The 23,173-nt window shown below is 38.9% G+C and carries 20 protein-coding genes and 4 pseudogenes; 8 read left to right on the top strand and 16 right to left on the bottom strand.

Annotated features, from left to right (window positions below; translation table 11 throughout):
- Positions 1-64 precede the first annotated feature (64 nt).
- On the bottom strand, positions 65-1,126 hold the full coding sequence (gutB, locus tag ACFVP7_RS03425) for a sorbitol dehydrogenase (protein WP_396582978.1): 1,062 nt from the start codon (positions 1,124-1,126) through the stop codon (positions 65-67).
- Between the two features lie 201 nt (positions 1,127-1,327).
- Between gutB and gutR the strand changes: the two genes are divergently transcribed.
- The gene (gene gutR / locus ACFVP7_RS03420; protein ID WP_396582977.1) at positions 1,328-3,817 is read left to right on the top strand and encodes a glucitol operon transcriptional regulator GutR; all 2,490 of its coding nucleotides are present in this window, start codon (positions 1,328-1,330) and stop codon (positions 3,815-3,817) included.
- Between the two features lie 99 nt (positions 3,818-3,916).
- Here the strand turns inward: gutR and ACFVP7_RS03415 are convergent, their stop codons facing one another.
- The 7 genes and pseudogenes from ACFVP7_RS03415 to ACFVP7_RS03385 all read right to left on the bottom strand — a co-directional run bounded on the left by ACFVP7_RS03415 (position 3,917) and on the right by ACFVP7_RS03385 (position 10,823).
- The gene (locus ACFVP7_RS03415) at positions 3,917-4,528 is read right to left on the bottom strand and encodes an alpha/beta hydrolase family protein (RefSeq protein ID WP_375060363.1); all 612 of its coding nucleotides are present in this window, start codon (positions 4,526-4,528) and stop codon (positions 3,917-3,919) included.
- A gap of 210 nt (positions 4,529-4,738) precedes the next feature.
- A pseudogene (locus tag ACFVP7_RS03410) lies at positions 4,739-5,043 on the bottom strand (abhydrolase domain-containing 18); the annotation flags it as partial.
- 540 nt (positions 5,044-5,583) lie between these two features.
- A pseudogene (locus tag ACFVP7_RS03405) lies at positions 5,584-5,736 on the bottom strand (aspartate kinase); the annotation flags it as partial.
- A gap of 116 nt (positions 5,737-5,852) precedes the next feature.
- The gene (locus tag ACFVP7_RS03400) at positions 5,853-6,818 is read right to left on the bottom strand and encodes a fatty acid desaturase (protein ID WP_396582976.1); all 966 of its coding nucleotides are present in this window, start codon (positions 6,816-6,818) and stop codon (positions 5,853-5,855) included.
- Positions 6,819-6,876: 58 nt separating this feature from the next.
- Entirely contained in the window at positions 6,877-8,073 is a 1,197-nt protein-coding gene (locus ACFVP7_RS03395; protein ID WP_396582975.1) for a trans-sulfuration enzyme family protein, read from the bottom strand.
- 31 nt (positions 8,074-8,104) lie between these two features.
- Positions 8,105-8,815 carry a B3/4 domain-containing protein gene (locus tag ACFVP7_RS03390; protein ID WP_396582974.1) on the bottom strand — a complete coding sequence of 237 codons (711 nt, stop codon included), beginning with the start codon at positions 8,813-8,815 and terminating at the stop codon, positions 8,105-8,107.
- 532 nt (positions 8,816-9,347) lie between these two features.
- On the bottom strand, positions 9,348-10,823 hold the full coding sequence (locus ACFVP7_RS03385) for a PLP-dependent aminotransferase family protein (protein WP_396582973.1): 1,476 nt from the start codon (positions 10,821-10,823) through the stop codon (positions 9,348-9,350).
- A gap of 130 nt (positions 10,824-10,953) precedes the next feature.
- On the opposite strand from ACFVP7_RS03385, the gene ACFVP7_RS03380 reads away from it, so the two are divergent.
- Both ACFVP7_RS03380 and ACFVP7_RS03375 read left to right on the top strand, forming a co-directional pair.
- A complete protein-coding gene (locus tag ACFVP7_RS03380) occupies positions 10,954-11,682 on the top strand; it encodes an AzlC family ABC transporter permease (protein WP_396582972.1) in 729 nt (242 codons plus the stop codon).
- Positions 11,673-11,999: an AzlD domain-containing protein gene (locus tag ACFVP7_RS03375; protein WP_396582971.1), complete on the top strand. Its 327-nt coding sequence runs from the start codon at positions 11,673-11,675 to the stop codon at positions 11,997-11,999. The genes ACFVP7_RS03380 and ACFVP7_RS03375 overlap by 10 nt, the downstream gene beginning before the upstream one ends.
- Before the next feature lie 378 nt (positions 12,000-12,377).
- Here ACFVP7_RS03375 and ACFVP7_RS03370 read toward each other — a convergent pair.
- A pseudogene (locus ACFVP7_RS03370) lies at positions 12,378-14,007 on the bottom strand (CD3337/EF1877 family mobilome membrane protein); the annotation flags it as partial.
- 14 nt (positions 14,008-14,021) lie between these two features.
- Positions 14,022-14,324: pseudogene (locus tag ACFVP7_RS03365) on the bottom strand (STIV orfB116 family protein).
- A gap of 95 nt (positions 14,325-14,419) precedes the next feature.
- Between ACFVP7_RS03365 and ACFVP7_RS03360 the strand changes: the two are divergent.
- Both ACFVP7_RS03360 and ACFVP7_RS03355 read left to right on the top strand, forming a co-directional pair.
- Entirely contained in the window at positions 14,420-14,833 is a 414-nt protein-coding gene (locus tag ACFVP7_RS03360) for a phage integrase SAM-like domain-containing protein (protein WP_396582970.1), read from the top strand.
- A 1-nt stretch (position 14,834) separates the two neighbouring features.
- Positions 14,835-15,398: a site-specific integrase gene (locus ACFVP7_RS03355; protein ID WP_396582969.1), complete on the top strand. Its 564-nt coding sequence runs from the start codon at positions 14,835-14,837 to the stop codon at positions 15,396-15,398.
- Positions 15,399-15,492: 94 nt separating this feature from the next.
- On the opposite strand, the gene groL is transcribed toward ACFVP7_RS03355, so the two are convergent.
- Complete coding sequence (gene groL / locus ACFVP7_RS03350) at positions 15,493-17,124, bottom strand: chaperonin GroEL (RefSeq protein ID WP_003234067.1); 1,632 nt, start codon at positions 17,122-17,124, stop codon at positions 15,493-15,495.
- 46 nt (positions 17,125-17,170) lie between these two features.
- Complete coding sequence (groES, locus tag ACFVP7_RS03345; protein WP_003155970.1) at positions 17,171-17,455, bottom strand: co-chaperone GroES; 285 nt, start codon at positions 17,453-17,455, stop codon at positions 17,171-17,173.
- A gap of 239 nt (positions 17,456-17,694) precedes the next feature.
- Here groES and ACFVP7_RS03340 point away from each other — a divergent pair, with 239 nt between their 5' ends.
- Both ACFVP7_RS03340 and ACFVP7_RS03335 read left to right on the top strand, forming a co-directional pair.
- Positions 17,695-18,429 (top strand): CPBP family intramembrane glutamic endopeptidase, encoded by a 735-nt coding sequence (locus tag ACFVP7_RS03340; RefSeq protein ID WP_003234069.1) that lies wholly within the window; start codon positions 17,695-17,697, stop codon positions 18,427-18,429.
- Entirely contained in the window at positions 18,426-18,617 is a 192-nt protein-coding gene (locus ACFVP7_RS03335; protein ID WP_003225680.1) for a YdiK family protein, read from the top strand. The genes ACFVP7_RS03340 and ACFVP7_RS03335 overlap by 4 nt, the downstream gene beginning before the upstream one ends.
- Before the next feature lie 230 nt (positions 18,618-18,847).
- On the opposite strand, the gene tatC is transcribed toward ACFVP7_RS03335, so the two are convergent.
- Genes tatC through moaC form a run of 4 tightly spaced genes read right to left on the bottom strand, consistent with a single transcriptional unit; the run spans position 18,848 to position 20,969 of the window.
- On the bottom strand, positions 18,848-19,612 hold the full coding sequence (gene tatC / locus ACFVP7_RS03330; protein WP_215798151.1) for a twin-arginine translocase subunit TatC: 765 nt from the start codon (positions 19,610-19,612) through the stop codon (positions 18,848-18,850).
- 6 nt (positions 19,613-19,618) lie between these two features.
- Complete coding sequence (gene tatAY, locus ACFVP7_RS03325) at positions 19,619-19,792, bottom strand: sec-independent protein translocase protein TatAY (protein WP_003234072.1); 174 nt, start codon at positions 19,790-19,792, stop codon at positions 19,619-19,621.
- 20 nt (positions 19,793-19,812) lie between these two features.
- Complete coding sequence (locus ACFVP7_RS03320; protein WP_003234073.1) at positions 19,813-20,460, bottom strand: redox-sensing transcriptional repressor Rex; 648 nt, start codon at positions 20,458-20,460, stop codon at positions 19,813-19,815.
- Complete coding sequence (gene moaC, locus ACFVP7_RS03315; RefSeq protein WP_003243499.1) at positions 20,457-20,969, bottom strand: cyclic pyranopterin monophosphate synthase MoaC; 513 nt, start codon at positions 20,967-20,969, stop codon at positions 20,457-20,459. Before moaC ends, ACFVP7_RS03320 begins: the two co-directional genes overlap by 4 nt.
- A gap of 125 nt (positions 20,970-21,094) precedes the next feature.
- Between moaC and ACFVP7_RS03310 the strand changes: the two genes are divergently transcribed.
- A complete protein-coding gene (locus ACFVP7_RS03310; protein ID WP_396582968.1) occupies positions 21,095-23,023 on the top strand; it encodes an ABC-F family ATP-binding cassette domain-containing protein in 1,929 nt (642 codons plus the stop codon).
- Positions 23,024-23,173: the final 150 nt, after the last annotated feature.

Here is a 23,173-nt window from a genome sequence, read left to right as displayed (position 1 = left end):
CCCCGAGAATCCGTTTTCATTTCCAGTACACAAGAGGGAGAATACAAAGATCCTCCCTGTTCACTCAGCGATTTGGATACACCATCACTTTTAAACATTCATTCTTAAATTGAAGCGCCCGTTCCATCGCCTCTTGTGTCTGCTCCAGTGAATATTGGTCCGTTATAAGATGCTTCGTGTCCACAATGCCGGAAGCGAGAAATTCGATTCCCTTCGGATACGTATTGGCATAACGGAAGATCCCGTAAATATCAATCTCGTTATCCGCAATAAACGGCACGTTGAGCGGAATCTCGTTCTGTGAAGGCAAACCGACAATCGCCAATTTTCCGCCCCGGCGCACAGAAGCCAGTGCGGATTGCAATGCCGCTGGATTCCCTGCTGTTTCCCAAGCAACATCAACGCCTTTTTCATTCGTGATCGTCTTAATCTCTTCAAGCGCATCCTGTTCACGGATATTAATGGCATGAGTCGCTCCCATTTTTTTCGCGGCCTCTAACCGCAGTGGCTCTAAGTCCGTGACGATAATTCTGCCTGCCCCAAATGCTTTAGCTGCGGCAACGGCCATTAACCCAACAGGGCCCATCCCCATAATCGCAATTGTTGATCCGGGCTGCAGCTTCGTTCTTGCCGCCGCATGGATGCCGACAGAAAACGGCTCGATCAAAGCAGCATCTTCATAAGAAAGTGAGTCTGGGATAGAGAAAACAAAGTCCTGACGCATTTTGATATATTGAACAAACGCGCCGTCTACCGGCGGTGTAGCCAAAAACTGTACATCCGGGCAAAGATTATAGCGCCCTTCTTTGCACGCCTCACAGCGTCCGCACGTAACACCCGGCTCTACAGCGACGCGGTCTCCCACCTTGAATTGATCGACAGATGATCCGACAGCGGCAATTTCACCCGCGCATTCATGGCCAAGGATAAATGGTTTTTCCACTACATAGTTGCCGATTCGGCCATTTGTATAGTAATGCAGATCTGATCCGCAAATTCCGACAGCCATCACCTTAATCAACACTTCATCATGATTGATGTCAGGCACAGGCACTGTTTCGATTTTGATTTCTCTTGTATTGTGCATAACAGCCGCTTTCATGTTCTGAGGTACTGTGTGAGTCATTTGGCAAATTCCTTTCTTTAGAAAATAAAATGTAAGTGCATACATTTTTATTTTCTCTGTTACTGCCCCCATTTTATCTGCTTTTCAAGACGTTCAACAGCCTTTTCTGCTGTATAAAAGGACAGCGGCACTGTACTTTTATTTTTTCATATACAAAAAACGCTGGATTGATAAAATAGTACTAATAGGAGGTGCAGGCTTATGGCTGAACTTGAAAACCGAAAACAATTTGCACAACTGCTGGCACCTGGCGTCAAAACGCTAAAACTTCATCCTGATTATAAAGTCAGAAGGAAAAAGAACGAAAAAACAGGACAGTCTTACATAGATAAAATCGCACTCCAGCTGGGAGTCTCCCCAAACACGATCAAAAGCTGGATAGGACAGATGGGGGTAAGCTACATTCCCGGAAGAATAGACGACGGAAAACTGTTCGGGATGATCTGGATCATTCTCGAAAAGACCGACTTGGATATCGAGTGGTTGACCGACCTGCTGGAAGCCACCACTATCCCAGTCATCAAACCCGCATTGCCTGTATGGGCAGCGTCTTGTTTAAAAAAAGCGAAAACACTGCGAAAAGACGGGTCATTCGGGGCTCCGAGTAAAGATGAAATTGAAAATGTAGTAAAACGGCTGTTTCATGACAGACCCGGCCATGAAACGAATGCGCTTACAAAACAGCCTATCACGCATAACCTACCCTCACGCTGGTCCGGACGCTTTATCGGACGCAGCTTTGATATGGAAGCGATACGGCAATGGATGCTTTCTCCGTCACCAGTCTGTTTAATCACCGGCTGGGCTGGTATGGGTAAAACCACAATCGCTCTTGAAGCCGCCTATTCCTGTGTCGACGATACTTCAGATTGGCCGGCGTTCAACAGTATCATTTGGGTTAGCGGTGATTGGAAAGGATTGAGCTTTAGCGATTTTTTAAATACGATCGCCTATCAGCTCGGACGCACAGAACAAATCGATAAATCAATCAATGAAAAACGATTCGTCGTCCGCAATGCGTTAGCCAATTACACAAGAGAAAAACCGATCCTGCTGATCGTTGACAGCATTGATACTGCAGAACGTGACATTCACGAATTTATCACAAGCCTTCCACAAGGCGTAAAAGTTCTCCTCACTGCACGGGAAAACGTAAAACAAACCTATCGGGAAAGCTTCGGAGAAATGACAGCCATTCAGCTGAGCGGCCTTGACCAAACAGATGCCTTGGATTTTTTTCAGCAAGAAGTGCACCGATGCTTACAAACATGCAACATTCAAAATAAACGGGAAAAGCTGGAGCAGCTGTTACATCTATCATCTAACCTGAAAAACGAATTCATTTCAGCAACTGCTGGAAACCCGAAAGCCATGGCACTCAGCATTGCCTATATGTCTGACGATGATATACCCGCTCAGCAGCTGATTCATGAGCTTGGAAAAGCAGGCTACTCACTGCTGGAATTGTTTGAATTCCTCTTTGGCCGCACCTGGGACAGATGCAATGAAGATACGCGAAAGCTCTGGCAGACGCTTTGCTTTTTCAGCAAGCCGCCTGATGAAAAAAGCCTGGCGGTAGCAGCCGGATTAGACGCCCGTCGTTTTCATTACGCTATGGAACAAATGCGGTCATATGCGCTGATTCAGCCGGAACGAAGCCAAGGCAGGACACAATACTTAGCGCACCAAACCGTTGTCGCTTACGGAGAACAGCACTTGTCCGAACAGCACGAATATGAAAAAGAAGCCCGCAATCGCTGGGCGCACTATTATGTTGATTATGCCGAAACCCATTTAAAGCGGGAACAGCCCAACTCTATCTATTGGAGCTACCTGCTGGGACGGAACTTAGATCAAATGAAACAAGAATGGCCAAACATCTTAAAGGTCATCCAATGGGCAAGCGACACCGATCAAAAAGAAATCCTAATCGAATTCATCACCCGCATTAGCCATTTTCTAAGCAGAATCAACCTTCCCCTGCGAATCGAATACGGACGTAAAGCGGCCGACGCCGCCCATCAATTAGGCCAACACACACGAGAAGCGTTCTTCCGAATCGACACCTCAGGCTGGGCATTGATGGAAGTCAATGATTTAGACGGAGCGCTTCAGCAAATAGAAGCCGGCCTGAAGATTCTGGAACAATCTGACGCTCACGATGTCCATGATCTAAAGGTTTGGGGACACGCACTCAAAGCAAGGCTGTTTTTAAAAGACGGGCAACAGGAAAAAGCAGAGACCATTTTAAGCGAAATCGAAGATCAACCGATTTCCCCTACCATTCAACACAGAGTTCTATTGGTTCGCGGTGACTTAAGTTTTGCGAGAGGTCATGAGGAAGAAGCCATTCAATTATACGAAGTGGCAAATGAAATCAGCTCCACGTACGGCGGCGAAAAAACGATAGAAGCCTATTTTAATTTAGGTGTGGCTTACGTGAAGTGTGGTCGGTTTGAGAAAGCGGAAGAAGCCTTTGAGCAGATGCTCTATGACAAACACAACGCCAATCAAGTTGAACTGATCTACTATCACTACGGAATGGCACAGTTGTTGTACCGTAAAGGAGAGAAAACGAAAGCGATGGAATCTAATCAAAAGGTGATTCGTTTGATTGATTCGTGGGAGCCTGCGATTGGGATTCGGGGAGAGGTGGAAGAACTGGCAATGGTGATTAAAGAAAACGACTAGTACGCATAATAGTTCTGTCAGCAATCTCACTCAATAAATAGGAAAGGCCAACTGAAGTTGCAGTTGGCCTTTCGTTTCTTATTAAAGCCTACAAATGTATTAAACCAAATTTTCCCGCATGTATCTTTCTCGTATAAAGGAAAGTGTATCATTTGCCAGTTTTTTGCGAAAAAAAACAATACCTGAATGACCACAATTGTAGACATATCTTGTGGGTTTCCCCCAACTCTCCCATAAATAATCTGCATCTTTTAAGTCAATATACTGATCATGTTTAGCAGAAATCAGCAGAATGTTATCTTTATTAACTTTCGGCAAGGCTTGACTAGGATCTGTGATATTCCAATATTTTGTTAAATCTTCATAGGTCACACCATTTTGTTCTAATTCTTCTCTTATGAATTTACCTGGGATCGTGTTCCATATTGAATAAGAAAGGCGATTGGCATAAAAGATTGATACCACTACATCAATTTGAGATTCTAGGGTAGCAATTAGATTAGTGACCCATCCCCCTAAGCTTACCCCCACTATGATAACAGGGCCTTTTTTATTTGCTTTTATCCAGTGAATTAATGCCCGTAAATCTACAACGGCCTGTCTTGTCGACTCAATTGTACGATCAATATTTGCACTAATCATCAACTCGCCACTATACAGTGAATTTTCCGGTTCTCTTTCAAAATGGTATGGAAGAGAATAATAATACATGTTCCATCCTAAATCGTTCATTATATGATTATGAAATATTTTTTTGATCCTATTGTACGAATCCATGCGCCAGCCGTGCACAAAGATGACATTGGGCGGATCTATGTCATTTTCATTTAAAAGAACGTCCCCTTTTAAAGTATCATTAACAAGATTCCCAGATTGAATTAAGGATTCATAACGAAACGTTCCAACTCTATAATTTTTTTTAGATTCATTCAAATCAATTGAAACATCAGCTATATTTGCACTGTAAAATTCCTCTCTATCATCGATATCGGCTGCAATAGCAGCAGAAAAATGTTTATCTTTGCTTCTTTTTCTGTGTAAATCATATAAAGCCAAGCGATCTATCATTTTTGAGAAATGCACTATTAAGTCCTCCTTGGTAATCATAAAAAACTAATATTAGAGTTAATAATTGGATTGTCGGTCTCCATAGAGTCGGGATGAATATTATCAAGATGTTGGTGGAAGAACCTAACTACATCGACAGTGAATTTTTGAGAATCAGATTATTCTGCCGTTCGATATATTTAACATACATCGTCTTAGTAGCTAAAAAACAGCACAAATAGACATTTTAATAGGATTTCTCTTTGACAATGTTTTCCTTGGGGAAACGTCTAAGAGTGTTGGTGACACTATTTATTTAGATAACTGGGGCATTTTTGTCTTATGAGAGGATACCATCTCCTGTCTGCAATAGGGAGAGAAGTAACAGAGGTTTGGGCGAATAATTTTTAAACCCTTTTTATAATCATAACAGAAATGAAGTTTACTGAAGTTACAGTAAGCCGTTTGTTAAAGGTAAACAGGAATCTGAGCCGGTGGAATTTTGTATTTTGGTCAATTGAATAGTTCATATGGGATTATCAAAACTATTGAAAATCGATATAGAACAGTGCTGAAAAAATCAAACTACGAAAGACAAAAAAAAAAGAAGCTTCTCACAAGTTCAATGAACTCATGAGAAGCCTCGAAAATTTATAAATGGCATCAAATCTTGTCTGAGGATTACATTCATATCATTTATTCCTTAAGGAATGTGTTCATAAATCCGTTACCTTTATATCGTGAACTCCCCTTTTTCCAGGCGCTGATACTACTACTATTTTTCGGTTTGGATCTGACACAACTATATTAAACACTTTTTTGATTTGATTACCTGTTGCTAACGAGGAACCACCAAATTTGACTACCTTCATATCTACATCTCCTAATATTTTATTATAGCTCTTTTGCTAATAACAATTTACATAAAATGAATGCCACAAGTATTCTGTAATTAACTTGTGGCATTTATTATTTCAATAAAGTAGTATTATTTATCTCGCAAAAATATAAATTTACCGCATATGTCCTCTATAACCGATGAAAATCCAGGTAAGAAGGACTTAAAGAAGCCCGTACAATGATGCGCCTCTCTATATTCTTGATTTTCCATTAATATAATATGTGCCTTTTTTAAATTGTAGTGCGGTATACCAGGAAATAAATGATGAACAAGATGGTAATTATCATGATGTGGATGCAAGATAAATCTTTCGATAGGATTACCAAGTGTGTTTCTACTTGAATAGAGGGGATGGTCTGTTTTTAAACCTGAGTGCTCTGCCATTTCTGCCCAATATCTAATAATTTGAAATGTTGTTAATAATGGTACAAACCAAAATAACAATAACTCTAACCATAGATTAAATACAGCAATAACTACTAAAATAGTTGCCCAAAAACCGAGGCGTGCGATACGTTCGCTCAACGGCTCTTCTTTTGAGAAAAGATTAACTTTTAATGTTCCAAATATATACTTAGGTACATGTAATAATGTTAATGGTTTAATAATATGATTAATTAAGAATGTGCTCATTTTTTTCTGTGGTTTATCTAACCCCATTAACTTATATCGTTTGGTATCTGGGTCTTTCTGAGGATCCCATAAGAAACGGTGATGTAGTACATGTGACTTACAGTACGTTGTAAAAGAAGTGAATATAGGAAAGGCTATAAAAAAGCAAGTAACCCATTTATTTAAGTGCTTATTCTTAAATAACATTTTATGACTTGCTTCATGCATGAGATTGTCAAAACCTCTCATTCTACTTCCAATCAAGGTAATACTTAATAGGTATATCCAAATATTATGGGTTTTCATAGATAAATAAATCGAACTACTTATCACCCCCCAATTAAAGAAGATACATAAGAAGTTATACCAGTTATTTTTCTTGTAAAGTTTGGTTAATTTTTTTCTAGTTTCTTGTGAAAAGATAGAGTTCACTGAAGACATGACATTTCCTCCGTTATTAATTAGGAATAAGGAGCCGAATGGCACCCTATTATTTATATTAATTTGTTACTAAATTTGCTTGATTTAATGCATTTTCTAAATCAGCTTGGATATCTTCAACTTCCTCAATTCCAACTGAAAGTCTAAGCATTCCATCTGTAATTCCACCTTTTTCTCTTTCCTCACGAGGTAATAAATTGTGAGTCATAGAAGCAGGGTGTGTAATGGTGCTTGAATAACCACCAAGACTAACAGCCATCTTATTAAGTTTCACGTTAGATATAAGTGAAAGACCCGCGTTCATTCCACCTTTTACTTCGAAGCAAACCATTCCCCCCCCACCAGTCATTTGACGAGCGGCTATATCATGTTGTTTGTGACTTTTAAGGAATGGATAATATACCTTATTTACCATAGGGTGATTTTCGAGGAATGTAGCTATTTTCAAAGCATTTTCGTTATGTTTTTGAACTCGCAATCCTAAAGTTCTCACACCGCGGCATAAAAGCCATGCTGCAAAAGGATCTAATTTCGGACCATGGAACGAAAATACTTTTCTAACTTTGCTCATTAAGTCTATGTTTCCTGCACAAACTCCAGCTACAACATCAGAGTGACCACCAATATACTTCGTTGCCGAGTGTAGTACAATATCAGCTCCAAGCTTTAAAGGTTGTTGATTGTATGGTGTTGCAAAAGTGGAATCCACTACAAAGATTGCGTCACTCTGTTCTTTTGTAATCCTAGACACTTCTTGAATGTCTACAAGAGTGATAGTTGGATTTGCTGGTGTTTCTGCATATACAAGTTTTGTATTTGGGTTAATGGCATTCCTATAGTTTTCAATATCCTCTGAACTAATCATTGTAAGTTCAACAGAATGTTGTTTGCATAATTCCTCGATTAATATTTTCGACTCGGAATAACAATTATGTACAGCAACACAATGGTCTCCTGGTTGCAGTAAAGCATGGAATACCATCGATATTGCTGCTAATCCTGAAGAAGTAGATACGGCATCTTCTGCTCCTTCTAATGCAGCTATAATCGCTTCAAACTCCCTTTCATTTCTACTACCCCATCTTCCGTAAAACTCATCCGCATGTATATCTGCTGCTCTACGTGCACCTTCCTCAGTGTTGGGAAATTCAAATGCTGTAGATTGACATATTGGGGGACTCAAATGACCACTCTTATTCCATTCTTCTCCAGAGTGAATACAACTAGTTTGAAAACCTCTATTTTTATTTTCCATTAATAACTCTCCCTTACGAATAATAATTTATTTAAACTTCGAAATAATTAGTGGGATACTCGTTACTTAGTTCAAATTGATATATAATTTGAGCATCACATGTATCTTTTAGTAGATTTGCTAAGTCCTTGATCGCATTTTTCCCTTTTGTAGGTGTTGCGTCAATTTCATCTATAAAGAATATAGCGTCTTTTGTATTTTCAGTAATTTTTGTATACTCAGAATCTCTATAGTTCCAATAGGAACACAACACTTTTTCTTCATCCGCATATACAACAGAGTTCTTAGAAAGAGAAATTGGTTCGCTTGCTCCAATTGGTAAGCAAGTTTCACCTTCCTTCGCAAAACGGAGAGTGATTTTATTTTGAATCTTGTCTAGATCATAACCACCAATACATTTTTGATGTAATAGACTCACAGAGTTATAGGAATCTACAACATTATTAATGCCCAGAAAATTAAAGCCTTTTAAATATCTTCGAAGAATACTTTCAAAAGAACAATGGTATTTACTCGGCTTTAATCCCATTTCTTTGTATATATTTCTCCATTTTTTCACCTCTTCATTTTCAGTTACATCCTGTTGTTTATAGAGTTCATTTAAATCGGAAATATAAGGTTCAAAAAAATTAGGATTTATACTTTTCACCTTCAAGTTTTTAACGATAATTCCTGTTAAATGAATGTCATTGAATTTTTCTAACATTTCTTTCTCGATAGATAATGTGTAAAGTTTACCCATATAAAAATTAGTTCTCCTTCTTGATTTTGTTTGTAAATGCTCCATGGAACATGCAATAAAACTTCAATCCTCCCATTCTGAAATTTTTTCGTTATTGCCTGTTTTTCTGTGGTGTTTCATGTGTCAGTTTATCGAGATATGCCTAAATTTGTAAATAACAATCGAATACAAGTGTTATTCTAAATTCCCTAGTGTTATAAGTAGTGTTATTGCTCTTCCTTGACTGTTTTTAAATCTTTTTATACGATTGAAGTTTTTAGTAGAGTTATGCTCTTTAACCCTAGTTTCGCTAATTAGCGGAACACAAAGTAAGAATTGGACACCAGTATCCTTTATGATAATTTCCCATTTATAGGATTTTGCTTCTCCCCCTAACTTATCTTGAATTGCAGACTCAGCAAATGTCACCTAACCTTTTATAAACTTGTGTTCTTCAGGGTAGAAGTTTGCCGCCGCCATACAAAAAGAGTGAACATTTTTAATGTTCACTCTTTTTTTGATAATAGGTTGCTAAAATATCTATTTTATAATATTAGTCGACTATTCTCTGGGGAGGAGTAACTGATAAAAATTCTTTTAAGATTCTACATAATTCTATAATTCCTGTCTCTAAAACATTATCGTTTAGATATGAAAAGCTTAATCTTAAATGATTTGTTTCTGGTTCACCAGAAAAACATACAAAACCTGGTAGGAAAGATAAGTTTTTCTTTTGACATTCTAATAATAACTGTTTAGTATCCCACTTTTCAGGAATAGATATCCAAATATTTAATCCTCCTTCTGGTTCTATCCACTCAACACCTTCAGGCATATGTTTCTTTAACAACTTAATTACTAAATCTCTTCTTATTTTTAATGCAGTTCTTAATTTTTTCATATGATCTTCCATTCTTTTAGATTGAAAGAGTGGATATAAAGCTTTTTGTGTTAATAAAGGACTTCCAAGGTCAGCATTCATTTTTGATGATACCAAACGATTAAAAATAGTCCCATCTGCAGTTAGTAATCCTATTCTACAACCAGGAATTAGTGTTTTACTTAATCCTTTTAAATATATAACATTCCCCTTAGTATCCAAACTTTTAATTGGATTTGGTGGTTTTTCATTGTAATAAATTTCACTCCAAGGATCATCTTCAATAATTATTATTTGAAATTCTTGAGCAATTGTTAACAGTTGTTCTCTTCTATCGTCACTAAGAACTATTCCTGTGGGATTGTGGAAATTAGGGATTGTATATATTAATTTAGGATTTTTTGTTTCACATAGTTTAATTAATATGTCTGTTCTTATTCCATTTTTATCTATTGGAACGGGTAAAATTGAGGCTCCTCGCGAACGGAATATGTCTAATGCTGCTGGATAAGTAGGCGCTTCTGCTATAACTACATCTCCTGGACCAATAAATGTCCTTGCTACTAAGTCTATTCCCTGTTGTGTACCGTTTGTAACTAAAATATCCTTTTCGCTAACATTAATTTTTTGTTTCTTTAAAGTTCGTTTCATAGCTATTCTTAAATCTAAGTCTCCCTGAATCGGTCCATATTCTGATAAGATAAGAGGATTTTTTTCTAACATTGTATGAATCTCGTTTTCTAGATATCTATTTGGCAAGAGAGAGGGAGCAATAGCTGCTAATGAAAATTGTAAACTATGATCTGACGAATTGTAATGTGTATCAAAATGTGTTCTTGGAAGATAATCTTGTATTGAAAGTTGCCACTTGTATGGACTCCCCATGTTTTTTAATTTTTCACACTTTATGGAATTCCATTTAACAAAAGTTCCTTTTCCTTGTACTCTTTTGACAAGGTTATTTTGTTCAAGTAGATCATAAGCTTTCACAACTGTAAGAAAACTCACCTCTAAATTTTTGGACATTTCCCTAATTGAAGGTAGACACTCCTCCTCATTTAATATCCCTGACCGTATTCTGTCGGATAGATTTTCGTATATTTGTTGGACAAGGGATATTCTACTATTTCTGTTCAATTCAATTTTCAAATTTAATTCCTCCATAAAACCATCAAGGTGTTATAGTGTTATGTTGACTGTTATTCTAATTATTGGTTTATATTAGGGTCATACCATACAATATAACTTATTTTGAAAATTATAAAAAGGAGGAATTCGTATGTCAGACAGTGCTCTTCAACTTAAACGTTCAGCACAAAGCCAAGATACTTTTATGGATGGTGTGAAAGCTTGCTTGCCGACTGTGTTTGGTTATCTCAGTATTGGTTTTGCAGCAGGGGTAGTTGCAAAGACAGCTGGTCTAAGTATTCTAGAAATTGCATTGTTATCCCTATTCCTTTATGCAGGTTCAGGACAATTTGTAACAGCTGGAATGATTTTGGCTGGAAGTGCAATTACTTCCATTATCTTTTCAATCTTTTTAGTAAATCTACGACATTTGCTATTTAGTGCTTCTTTAGCTCCTTATTGTCGTAAATTTTCCGCTTGGAAAAACATTGTTATTGGTTCGCAAATTACGGACGAAACATTTGGTGTTGCATCCAATCATCTAGAAAATAGGAAGGAAGCGAGTTTTTCTTGGCTACTCGGATTAAATATAACAGCATATATTAATTGGTTACTTGCTAATGTCCTAGGGGGTATCTTTGGAGGTTTAGTAACAGATACAGAGTCTATAGGGATGGACTTTGCTTTACCTGCGATGTTCGCTGGCCTATTGGTTCTACAGATTTTGAGTAAGACCAATAAAGCTCTCGAAATATCAATAGCTATCTTTACAATTTTTTGTTTGATCGCTGTTAACTATTTAATGCCAGGTATGTGGGCCGTCATGGTGACAACTATTATTGCTTCAACAGTCGGGATGGTGATTAAGAAATGGAATTGAGATTAGATATTTTACTCATTGTTTTAGGTACAGGTATTGTTACATTATTACCTAGAGTAATCCCACTCCTTTTTTTAAGTAAAATAGAGTTGCCTAAATGGTTTTTGAGTTGGCTAAGTTTTATACCGGTTACTGTTATGACTGCTTTGTTGGGTCAAGAACTTCTTTTTGAAGAGAATAATTTTTCACCTCTCTCAAATAGTCATGAGTTATTAGGAATCATACCAACTTTTTTAGTTGTTTTATTAACTAAGAGTTTACTAGGTGCTGTAGTGGTAGGAATGATAACTATTAGTTTACTAAGATATTTTCTATAATTTTGAATATAAAGGAAAGAACAAAAGCGCAAGCGCCCTGATCAGCTTCGGGCAAATAAGACGCTCATGAATAGAAGGTGCTCTTTACCTTCAATTCATGAGTCGCTTATGACCTCGAGGGGCTAGTAGGCGCTGGAGCTGGATGCCAAGCGCTTATCCACAGTACAAGAATTTTATAATTTCCTGGTAAACGATAAAAAGTAGAAATGATAGTAATAAATAGAAAGAATATAAAACTTTTTTTCAACTAATTAATCCCTTTCATTTTATATTTCATTAGAAGATAAAATAAAGAAGGTAGTAATAACTCCAATAGTTTCCATGTATTGTACGTATTCTCTACGCAACCCTTGAAGCTTTTCGCTCCCATGGTCTAAGCTCTTTCTTCCTATCAGGATGATAAACATCACCTTGCGGCAAAGATTGTTGTTGATCTTTCTTTAACAAATGTTGCGGTTTTTGATCAACTTTCTTATTTCCATTTAGAGTTGGGTTATTGATGTTTCTCCTTTTTGAGGTGTCCTAGAAAAAGTAACAGTATTGCCACCTATCCCGAATTCGGCCGGCAAAGGCATCCTTTGAAATACCATCACCATCGCCCGATAAACTTTTCGCAAAATGACTAAACATATTCGACACACCCGAACCTAACGTATTCGCATCTTTTTTAGCCGTTTCCCACGAAGGTTGAACCATTTCTTTACGTGCATTTTCCATCATATTGTTATCAATAGATACAACTTTTCCTGCCGTTACAAACTTGATAATGGAATCTCGCTTTTTAAATCCACCCCACAATATGGCGGACAACACAACGACATATAACAGATACATTCCGAATCCATTCGGCGGAATCAATTGATCTACGACAAAGCACATCACATATACAAACAAAATTATGATGCCCAACATTGCTTTAAGAAGAAAAACACTTCCAAGCCGTCCTTAAGTAACAAAACCAAAATTGGCAATTTGAGGAATATATGAAATCATAAAAGCAAAAGGAATAAAAAATACAATCGCTAGTGCTATGATTTGAAGCAAGAAATTTAGAAACGCTAACCCTAGAAAAGGAATGCCCAATACAATAGCTACCAACTGGTTATAAACATTCCCTAAAGACACAGCATCATTACCGTATTTTTTATCTCGTAATCTTTTAAATACTTCAATTTCTCCTTTTCGCCATCTTTCGATAATTTATAAGATAGAAATTTATCGATTCGATTTAAACTCCCTTTTTCATCGCTGCCTTCATATATTTTCTTTTCACTCGTTTCATCAAAATTCACAATTAAGTACGGTTTTTTTAATGCCAGGTTAAAGTAAACATTACGTATAATGGCCACCGTACCTTCCATTTCTTTTCCTTTTTCAATTTTGAGTTATCAACGTAATTTCCCTCATCCTTCACGATGCCAACAAATCCATTACCGGCAACTAATAACTTTCCTTGTGCTTCAACTGACAATGCATTTAGAGCCTTCATATAATAACCAGTGTTTGACATCCATAGGCCACCGATAACCATTACAGTAATAATGAGAACACTTCTTCTAATCGCTTCTTTTACGCTTCCCCTTACCACAAAGAGATACACCACATATCCAGAAAGAAATATAAACAGTGTTTCTCCGAAATTATTCTTTAACGTTGTATATACAGTTTTTGACACAGTAGTCATCGAATCCGCAAATTCATCAATCGGTTGGAGATTATACAAGATATCCATTCCTGTATTAACGACACGTACAATATTTCCCGCAAAAGAAAAAGTGACGTTTGTTAAACCAACAAACGCCCCTTTTATACGACTATCAGACTCCTCGTTATTTGCTTGGTAACGAGATAACGGAAATCGCTTGATTTCTAACTCAACACCACCAACCTTCACACTTTTAGGTTGAGTGGTTGTATCACCATCAGCAGCCATAACTGAAATTACCATGATCAATGAAACCAATAACAGAACAACAACTGAAAGTAAAAGAATCCTTTTTCTTTTCATCACAACTTCCCCCTTTAAGCTAACCTAGTCAGTAAATAGAATCGATAGTTAGCATTCTCTAACTCTTCATTTGTCAGCACTTTATTTTCTTGAAAACGCTCATATAACTTAAAGCAGATCGCCTATTGATACTTTCTTTGTTTAAAACGTGTTCGATTGAACTCAATCTTAATTCCTAATAATTCTTGTAGAAATAAAGCTGTTGACTCATGTCCTATAAAGCTCTTATATACCCCACCATAGGAAGCTAAATATTTATAAACTTCATCTAAAGAAATGACCTCTGCTTTATAAAAGCCCGGATTGGTTAAAAGGATTTATTAAACAAAAAGACGCCAAGGATGCTCTTAAAGAATTCGAGCGTAAAACAAGTGGTAAAAAATTTGAAGATACAAATGTAACTTTTGAAGAAATGGCAGGAGAATGGCTTGATTTCTATAGTGATACAGATGTAAAGATTAGTACTATCCGTGTTAGAAACCATGAAATAGGGCATTTAAATCATTATTTTACTAAGTACAAGATCAAAGATATTACAAAAAGAATGTATCAAAATGCATTAAATGATATGAAGAAGAAAGAACAGCTTGCTCATAATACCAGTTCTGGTATACATGGAACAGCAAGGATGATATTTAAAAGAGCAATGGAACAAGACCTATTATTAGCTGATCCAACAGAGTATGCTTTCATTCCAAAAGATAAAAAGACAGTTGAGGATATTGAAAATCAGAAAGTGGAAGATAAGTATTTAGAAAAGCATGAGTTAAAGGCATTCTTAGACACAGCCAAAACACAAGGTGAAATAACTATGTTATCTTTTTAATTTGGCTTGGACAGGTCTTAGAGCTGGTGAGTTGTTAGCCTTAAAGTGGAAGGATATTGACTTTGAAGAGAATACAATAAATATAACTAAGACTTACTATAATCCTAAAAACAATACAAAGGACTATAAATTACTTCCTCCTAAAACCAAAGGGTCCATTCGTAAGATCGATGTTGAAGATGAAGTTATCAGTGCATTACAAAAACATAGATTAAAACAAAAAGAAATTAAATTACAAATCGGCAGTGAATATTATGATAAAGATTTTGTTTTTGGAAGGCTTAATGCTCCATATTACGGTTATCCACATTTTATTAAGACAATAGAAAATCGGATGGAAAGCTTGTTAAAGAAAACAACTTCTATTAACAAACGGTTAACACCTCATTCATTAAGACATACGCATACTTCTTTGTTAGCTGAAGCTGGTGTTGAATTACTTCAAATTATGGATCGACTTAGTCATACAGAAGATGAAACTACAACACAAGTTTATTTACACATTACAAAAGACAGAAAAAAAGAAGCTTCTCAAAAGTTTGCTCAACTAATGAGAAGCCTCTAATTTTTATTCTCGGATTGGTTCGGGCACCTTTTCGGCACCTATAATGATGTTTTCACCTTTAAATCCTTGATATATAAGGGTTTTTAAGGCTAAATTACATCATACCACCCATACCGCCCATGCCGCCCATGTCAGGCATTCCGCCGCCAGCGTTTTCTTCTGGCTTGTCAGCGACAACGGCTTCAGTTGTTAAGAACATTGCAGCTACAGACGCAGCGTTTTGAAGAGCTGAGCGTGTAACTTTTGTTGGGTCAACGATACCTTTTTCGATCATGTTTACCCATTCGCCAGTTGCAGCGTTGAAGCCTACGCCGATTTCTTCGTTTTTGAGGCGCTCAACGATGACAGATCCTTCAAGACCAGCGTTGTGTGCGATTTGACGGATTGGCTCTTCAAGCGCGCGAAGCACGATGTTGATACCTGTTTGAGCATCGCCTTCAGCTTCAACTGCAGCGACTTTGTTATATACGTTTACAAGCGCTGTACCACCACCGGATACGATGCCTTCTTCAACAGCTGCCCGAGTTGAGTTCAAGGCGTCTTCGATGCGAAGTTTACGCTCTTTCAGCTCAGTTTCAGTCGCAGCTCCCACTTTGATGACAGCTACGCCGCCAGCAAGTTTAGCAAGACGCTCTTGTAATTTTTCTCTGTCGAATTCAGAAGTTGTTTCTTCCACTTGAGCGCGGATTTGAGTCACGCGGGCAGAAATTTTGTCTGTTTCGCCAGCGCCTTCAACGATTGTTGTGTTTTCTTTAGTAACGACAACTTTAGAAGCGCGTCCCAATTGAGCGATTTGAGTAGATTTCAGGTCAAGGCCAAGATCTTCTGTGATGACTTCTCCGCCAGTAAGGACAGCGATGTCTTCAAGCATTGCTTTACGGCGGTCACCGAAGCCAGGAGCTTTAACAGCAACTGCGTTGAATGTGCCGCGAAGTTTGTTCACAACAAGCGTTGCAAGCGCTTCGCCTTCAACATCCTCAGCGATCAGAAGCAATGGTTTGCCTTGCTGAACAACCTGCTCAAGCACAGGAAGGATTTCTTGGATGTTTGTGATTTTTTTGTCTGTGATTAAGATGTAAGGATTGTCAAGAACCGCTTCCATCTTATCAGAGTCAGTTACCATGTAAGGAGACGCATATCCGCGGTCGAATTGCATACCTTCAACAACTTCAAGCTCAGTTGTGAAGCCTTTAGACTCTTCGATTGTGATAACGCCGTCGTTTCCTACGCGCTCCATTGCTTCAGCGATAAGGCTTCCGACTTCCTCATCAGCAGCAGAGATCGCAGCAACCTGAGCGATAGACTCTTTGCCTTCGATTGGCTTAGAAATTTCTTTTAAGTTTTCGATTGCAACAGCTACAGCTTGTTCCATACCTTTACGCACGCCTACAGGGTTAGCGCCTGCTGTTACGTTTTTAAGGCCTTCACGGATCATTGCTTGTGCAAGAACTGTCGCAGTTGTTGTACCGTCACCGGCAACGTCGTTTGTTTTGCTGGCTACTTCAGCTACAAGCTTCGCACCCATGTTTTCAAACGCATCTTCAAGCTCGATTTCTTTAGCGATTGTTACACCGTCATTTGTGATTAACGGAGAACCGAATTTTTTCTCTAGAACCACGTTGCGTCCTTTTGGTCCTAAAGTTACTTTAACAGCATCAGCAAGTGCATCGACACCGCGAAGCATTGCGCGGCGAGCTTCTTCACTAAACTTAATTTCTTTTGCCATGTTTACAAGACCTCCTCAAATGTTTTAAATATTGTTTATTTAAGAATTAGCCGATAACAGCTAAAATGTCGCTTTCACGTAAGATTAAGTATTCAGTACCTTCGTATTTCACTTCAGTACCTGCGTATTTTGAGAAGATAATGCGGTCGCCCTCTTTTACTTCTAAAGCAACGCGCTCTCCGCTTTCTAACACGCGACCTGAACCAGCTGCCACGATTTTGCCTTCTTGCGGTTTTTCTTTTGCAGAATCCGGCAACACAATTCCGCTGGCAGTTTTTTCTTCAGATTCTACGAGTTCAATGACAACGCGATCACCTAATGGCTTTAACAATGTAATAACCTCCTCAATAGTATGAATATGTAATTTTAGCACTCAGCACTAAAGAGTGCTAACACAATTCTTATAATAAAGAATCTCCCTTCCAATTTCAAGTGATAAGATAAAAAATTTTTCACGCTTACATCATTCTTTTCCGCTCCCTTTTCCGTTAGCTTTTTTCACCCCCGTACCGATTATGTTACAATAGCTGTAGATGAACGAAACCCACTTAACAAAGGAGTACATACCATTTGAGAAAACAGTATTGGTTTATTATTTTGACATATATCATCATGCAGTTTTCCGCATTAATCGCGATTCCCTTGTTATTTAAATTCGGTTATGCCGGAGGACAGCCTACAGATGAAAATATGCTGCATGCACAAGGATTATGGTCCGTTATCAGCTTTATCGCCTGTCTCGTTGTTGTTCTGCTCATTCTGAGAACCGTTCCGAAAGAAACGCTGCGAAACGGACAGAAGGACTCAATCGGACTTTCTATCCTTTGGGCGATAGCCGGTTTTTTCATTGCCCTTTTCTCTCAAGGAATAGCAGGCTCTATTGAATATTATGTTTTTGGCATCGGAAGAGAATCAGAAAATACACAAGCGATTCTGGATGTCATTCAGGCAGTCCCGCTCATGATTATCGTTTCTTCCATCGTCGGACCTATATTAGAAGAAATCATCTTCAGAAAAATCATTTTCGGCGCGCTGTACGAAAAAACGAATTTCTTTTTCGCAGGACTGATCAGCTCGGTTATTTTCGGTATTGTTCACGCTGATTTGAAGCATCTTCTTCTATATACAGCAATGGGCTTTACCTTTGCCTTTTTATATGCCAGAACAAAACGGATATGGGTGCCGATTTTCGCCCATTTAATGATGAATACATTCGTCGTCATCATGCAGCTTGAGCCTGTTCGGAATTACCTTGAACAACAGAGCACACAAATGCAATTGATTATTGGAGGATTATTTTTATGAGAAACCCGGTAGTTTGGGGAATGATCTACTTTGCCGTAGGGTGCATCTTTACTTATCTTGCCGCAAGCTCGCCAGGCAGCATGTGGTCATTTTACTCCATCCTGCTGATGGTGTTCGCCGCTTACAACATCAGCATTTCTTTTAAGATGTTCGCCTTTTCATTTAAAATCAAAAAGAACCAGAAATAAAGAAAATCCATTTCTGAATGAGAAATGGATTCAAATTAAATCCTAAAACGGCTTTCGTTTTAGGATTTTGTCATTTTCAGCGTGATTGAAAACCCTTGAAGTCTAGGAAAGGCGAGCATTGGAGCGGAGCGAATGTTTCATTCGTGAGCACCAACGCACAGACTTGACAACGAATGCGGGGGTTTGTCAACACGCTGAATCCATTTCTCGCATGAGAAATGGATTTTTTATTATTGCCCCGAAGACACGTCCTGATCGGCTACACTGCTTTTCTGTGCTTTCCGATAAGCAGCCTTCGATATAAGGATACTGATTTCATATAAAATCAAAAGCGGGACTGTGACCATCATATGGGACAAAAGCTCAGGCGGTGTAATCAGGGCTGCGATCACCAGCAGTGTAAAATACGCATACTTTCTGATTTTCGCCAAGAACATCGGTGTCACAATTCCGAGCCTGGTCAAAAACATGAGGATGACCGGCATTTGGAACAGCAGTCCAAACGGAATCGTCAGCTGCAGAAGAAAATGAAAATATTCATTAATTCCGATTACCTGATTGACATTCAAGTCCTGAGAAATCCGCTTCATAAAATCAACAACAAAAGGAAATAAAATATAATATGAAAAAGATAAGCCCGCTAAAAACAGCAAAATAGAGATCGGAATGTAGCTGAGCGTTACTTTGCGCTCTTTCTCATAGAGACCCGGGCTCACAAAAGCCCAAAGCTGATAAAGAATAACCGGCGAGGTCAGGACTATGCCGATGATAAACGCAAACTGCATAAACACATAAAGCGGGTCTGTCAGGTTAAACGCGTTAAGCGTAAGCTGCTTCGCTTCATCTGTTTCTTGCAGATACACAATAATCGGCTTCGCTAAAAAAAATCCAGCAATAAAGAAAACGACAAACGCCAGCGCTACAATCAGCAACCGTTTTCGAAGCTCAGCAATATGCTCCAGCAGCGACATTTGATTCACTTTCATTCGTGTCATCCTAACTTACTGATCTTCTTTCTTTTTTTCCTCTTCATCACTCGTTAATCCTTTTGTAGCGTTTTTGAATTCACGAAGTGTGTCTCCCGCTGCTTTCCCCAATTCAGGCAGCTTTTTGGGACCGAAGATAATCAGAGCAACGATTGCGATAACAGCAAGGCTTCCAGGACCGATCGGCATATTTGGGCTCCTCCTTTCCCTTATTCGATTTCCTCTAAAACTGAATAATGCTTCAAAAAATAAACCAGTGACTGAAGCTCAACTGCTAAATCTATATGATGAATTCGAATGTGTTCCGGCACATTCAAACGGGCCGGCGTAAAATTAAGGATTCCCTTGATTCCTAATGCGACCAATCTGTCTGTAATGGATTGAGCGGCAACTGCTGGCACTGTAAGAATGGCAACTGATTCATCTTTTACGTGTTGTTCAAGGTCATCAAGGTTATAGACGGGCACACCGCCTACCTCAGTTCCTATTTTACTCTCATTTATATCAAAAGCCATAGAAATTTTTGTGTTATTATTTTTTGTGAAATTATAGTGAAGAAATGCCGTTCCCAAGTTCCCGACACCAATCAAGATGACGTCTGTCATCTCATCCTGATCAAGCGTTTTTCGGAAAAAAGACAGCAAATAATCCACATTATATCCGTATCCTTTTTTGCCAAGAGCTCCAAAATAGGAAAAATCCCTCCGAATCGTGGCAGAATCAACCTTTACGGCATCACTGAGTTCAGCGGATGATACACGCTGTTTTCCTGACGCATGCAGATTCTTTAAAAAGCGATAGTAAAGCGGCAGCCGTTTCGCCGTCGCCTGCGGAATTTTTGATTGATCCTTATTCATTTTTGGTCCTCCAAATTATACTCGGATAGTTCTCTTTTAAAGTCACCGTTTTTCCCGCCTGTCTTCTCCAGCAAGAAAGTAGGGCCGATGACCATCCCCTTATCAAGAGCCTTGCACATATCGTAAACGGTAAGAGCGCACACCGATGCAGAAGTGAGCGCTTCCATTTCCACACCTGTACTCCCTTTCGTTTTGACCTGTGCTTTTATATGAAGTATAACTTCTGCTTCTTTTATTTTCCAGTCAAACGATATATCTACCCCGCTCAATGAAAGCGGATGGCACATCGGAATGATATTCGACGTTTGCTTTGCGGCCATAATGCCTGCCACCTGTGCGACAGCCAGTACATCTCCTTTGCCGATATCGTGACTCTGTATTTTCTCGTACACTTCATTCTTCATGTGTACGCTTGAAACAGCCGCCGCAGTACGGACAGTCGAAGATTTTTCGCTGATATCCACCATCTGGGCTCTGCCCTGTTCATTAAAATGAGAAAATCCATTCATATTAAAACGCTCCTTAAACAGATCATACACTATTTTCTTCTCTATGTCTTATATGGCCAATGTATTGTTTGCTGACTTCTGGTTCATAAGCTACACTTAACTTATTATAGCAGAGGTGAAATAATATGATGATCTTACAAGTTAATCAGCTGTCCAAATCGTTTGGTGCTGATACTATTTTAAACAATATAAAGCTGGAAGTCAGAAATCGTGATCGCATCGCCATTGTAGGAAGAAATGGCGCCGGAAAATCCACGCTCCTTAAAATTATCGCAGGCCAGCTTTCGTATGAAAAGGGCGAAATTATTAAACCGAAAGATATTACAATGGGATATCTCGCCCAGCATACTGGCTTGGATTCTAAGCTTACCATAAAAGAAGAGCTGCTGACTGTTTTTGACCACTTAAAAGCAATGGAAAAGGAAATGCGGGCTATGGAAGAAAAAATGGCGGCAGCTGACCCGGGTGAATTAGAAAGCATCATGAAAACCTACGACCGCCTTCAGCAGGAATTCAAAGATAAAGGCGGCTATCAATATGAAGCGGATGTCAGATCTGTGCTGCATGGTCTCGGCTTCAGCCATTTTGACGATTCTACACAGGTTCAAAGCCTCAGCGGAGGCCAGAAAACAAGACTGGCTTTAGGTAAGCTTCTGTTAACACAGCCTGATTTGCTCATTCTCGATGAGCCGACAAACCATCTGGATATTGATACGCTTACCTGGCTTGAGCATTATTTACAAGGCTATTCAGGCGCCATTCTCATCGTTTCGCATGACCGCTACTTTTTGGACAAAGTAGTAAACAAGGTATACGAGGTATCAAGAGCAGAAAGCAAAAAGTATCACGGCAACTACAGCGCTTATCTCGACCAAAAAGCCGCGCAGTATGAAAAAGATCTTAAAATGTATGAAAAGCAGCAAGACGAGATTGCAAAGCTGCAGGACTTCGTAGATCGAAATCTGGCGAGAGCCTCTACCACCAAAAGAGCGCAAAGCCGCAGAAAGCAGCTTGAGCGAATGGAAGTCATGTCAAAACCGCTTGGCGATGAAAAATCCGCAAGCTTTCATTTTGATATTACAAAACAGAGCGGAAATGAAGTCCTTCGTGTTCAGGATCTCACAATCAGCTATGAAAACCAGCCGCCGCTTTTAACAGAAGTGTCATTCATGCTCACAAGAGGAGAAAGCGCAGCGCTTGTCGGCCCTAACGGAATTGGTAAATCGACATTGCTGAAAACATTAATAGACACCCTAAAACCAGATCAAGGAACGATCTCATACGGCTCAAATGTCAGTGTCGGCTATTATGATCAGGAACAGGCTGAGTTGACTTCCTCTAAACGTGTCCTTGATGAGCTGTGGGACGAGTACCCCGGGCTCCCAGAAAAAGAAATCAGAACGTGTCTCGGAAATTTCTTATTCTCCGGAGATGATGTGCTGAAACCAGTTCATTCACTGAGCGGAGGCGAAAAAGCAAGATTGGCTCTAGCTAAGCTGATGCTTCAAAAAGCCAACTTTCTCATCCTTGATGAACCGACGAACCATCTGGATTTAGACAGCAAAGAAGTTCTCGAAAACGCGCTGATTGATTATCCAGGCACACTGTTATTTGTCTCACATGACAGATATTTTATTAACAGAATCGCCACAAGAGTATTGGAGCTTTCTTCAAGCCATATAGAGGAGTATCTGGGAGATTACGATTATTATACAGAGAAAAAAACAGAGCAGCTTGAATTGGAGAAAATGAATCAGCAAGAGGAAACTGATAAAACGCCAGCTACAGTGAAGTCTGACTCCAAACGTTCCTACGAGGAAGAAAAAGAATGGAAAAAGAAAGAGCGCCAACGACTCCGTCGGATTGAAGAAATTGAAACCACTGTTCAAACCATTGAAGAGAACATTAGCCGCAATGATGAATTGCTATGTGACCCTGAAGTCTATCAGGATCATGAAAAAGTACAAGCTATCCATGCAGACAATGAGAAGCTTAATCAGGAGCTGGAATCTCTTTTGGCCGAATGGGAAGAACTATCCACAGAAGAAGATTAAAAAAGTCAAGCACCTCTTTTTAGAGGTGCTTTTTATCCACAGAACATCCCCTAATAAATAAACAAAGTAAGCGCTTTATACACACTATCCACAAAATATTCTGAATTTATCCACTTTATTAACAGTGACCTCAGCCCTTTATCCATCAAT

It is taken from the genome of Bacillus sp. SG20033 (assembly GCF_044570195.1).
GTDB classification, from domain to species: Bacteria; Bacillota; Bacilli; order Bacillales; family Bacillaceae; genus Bacillus; species Bacillus subtilis.
The sequence above is the reverse complement of the archived record's forward strand: the minus strand, read 5'-3'. Positions and strand labels throughout refer to the sequence as shown.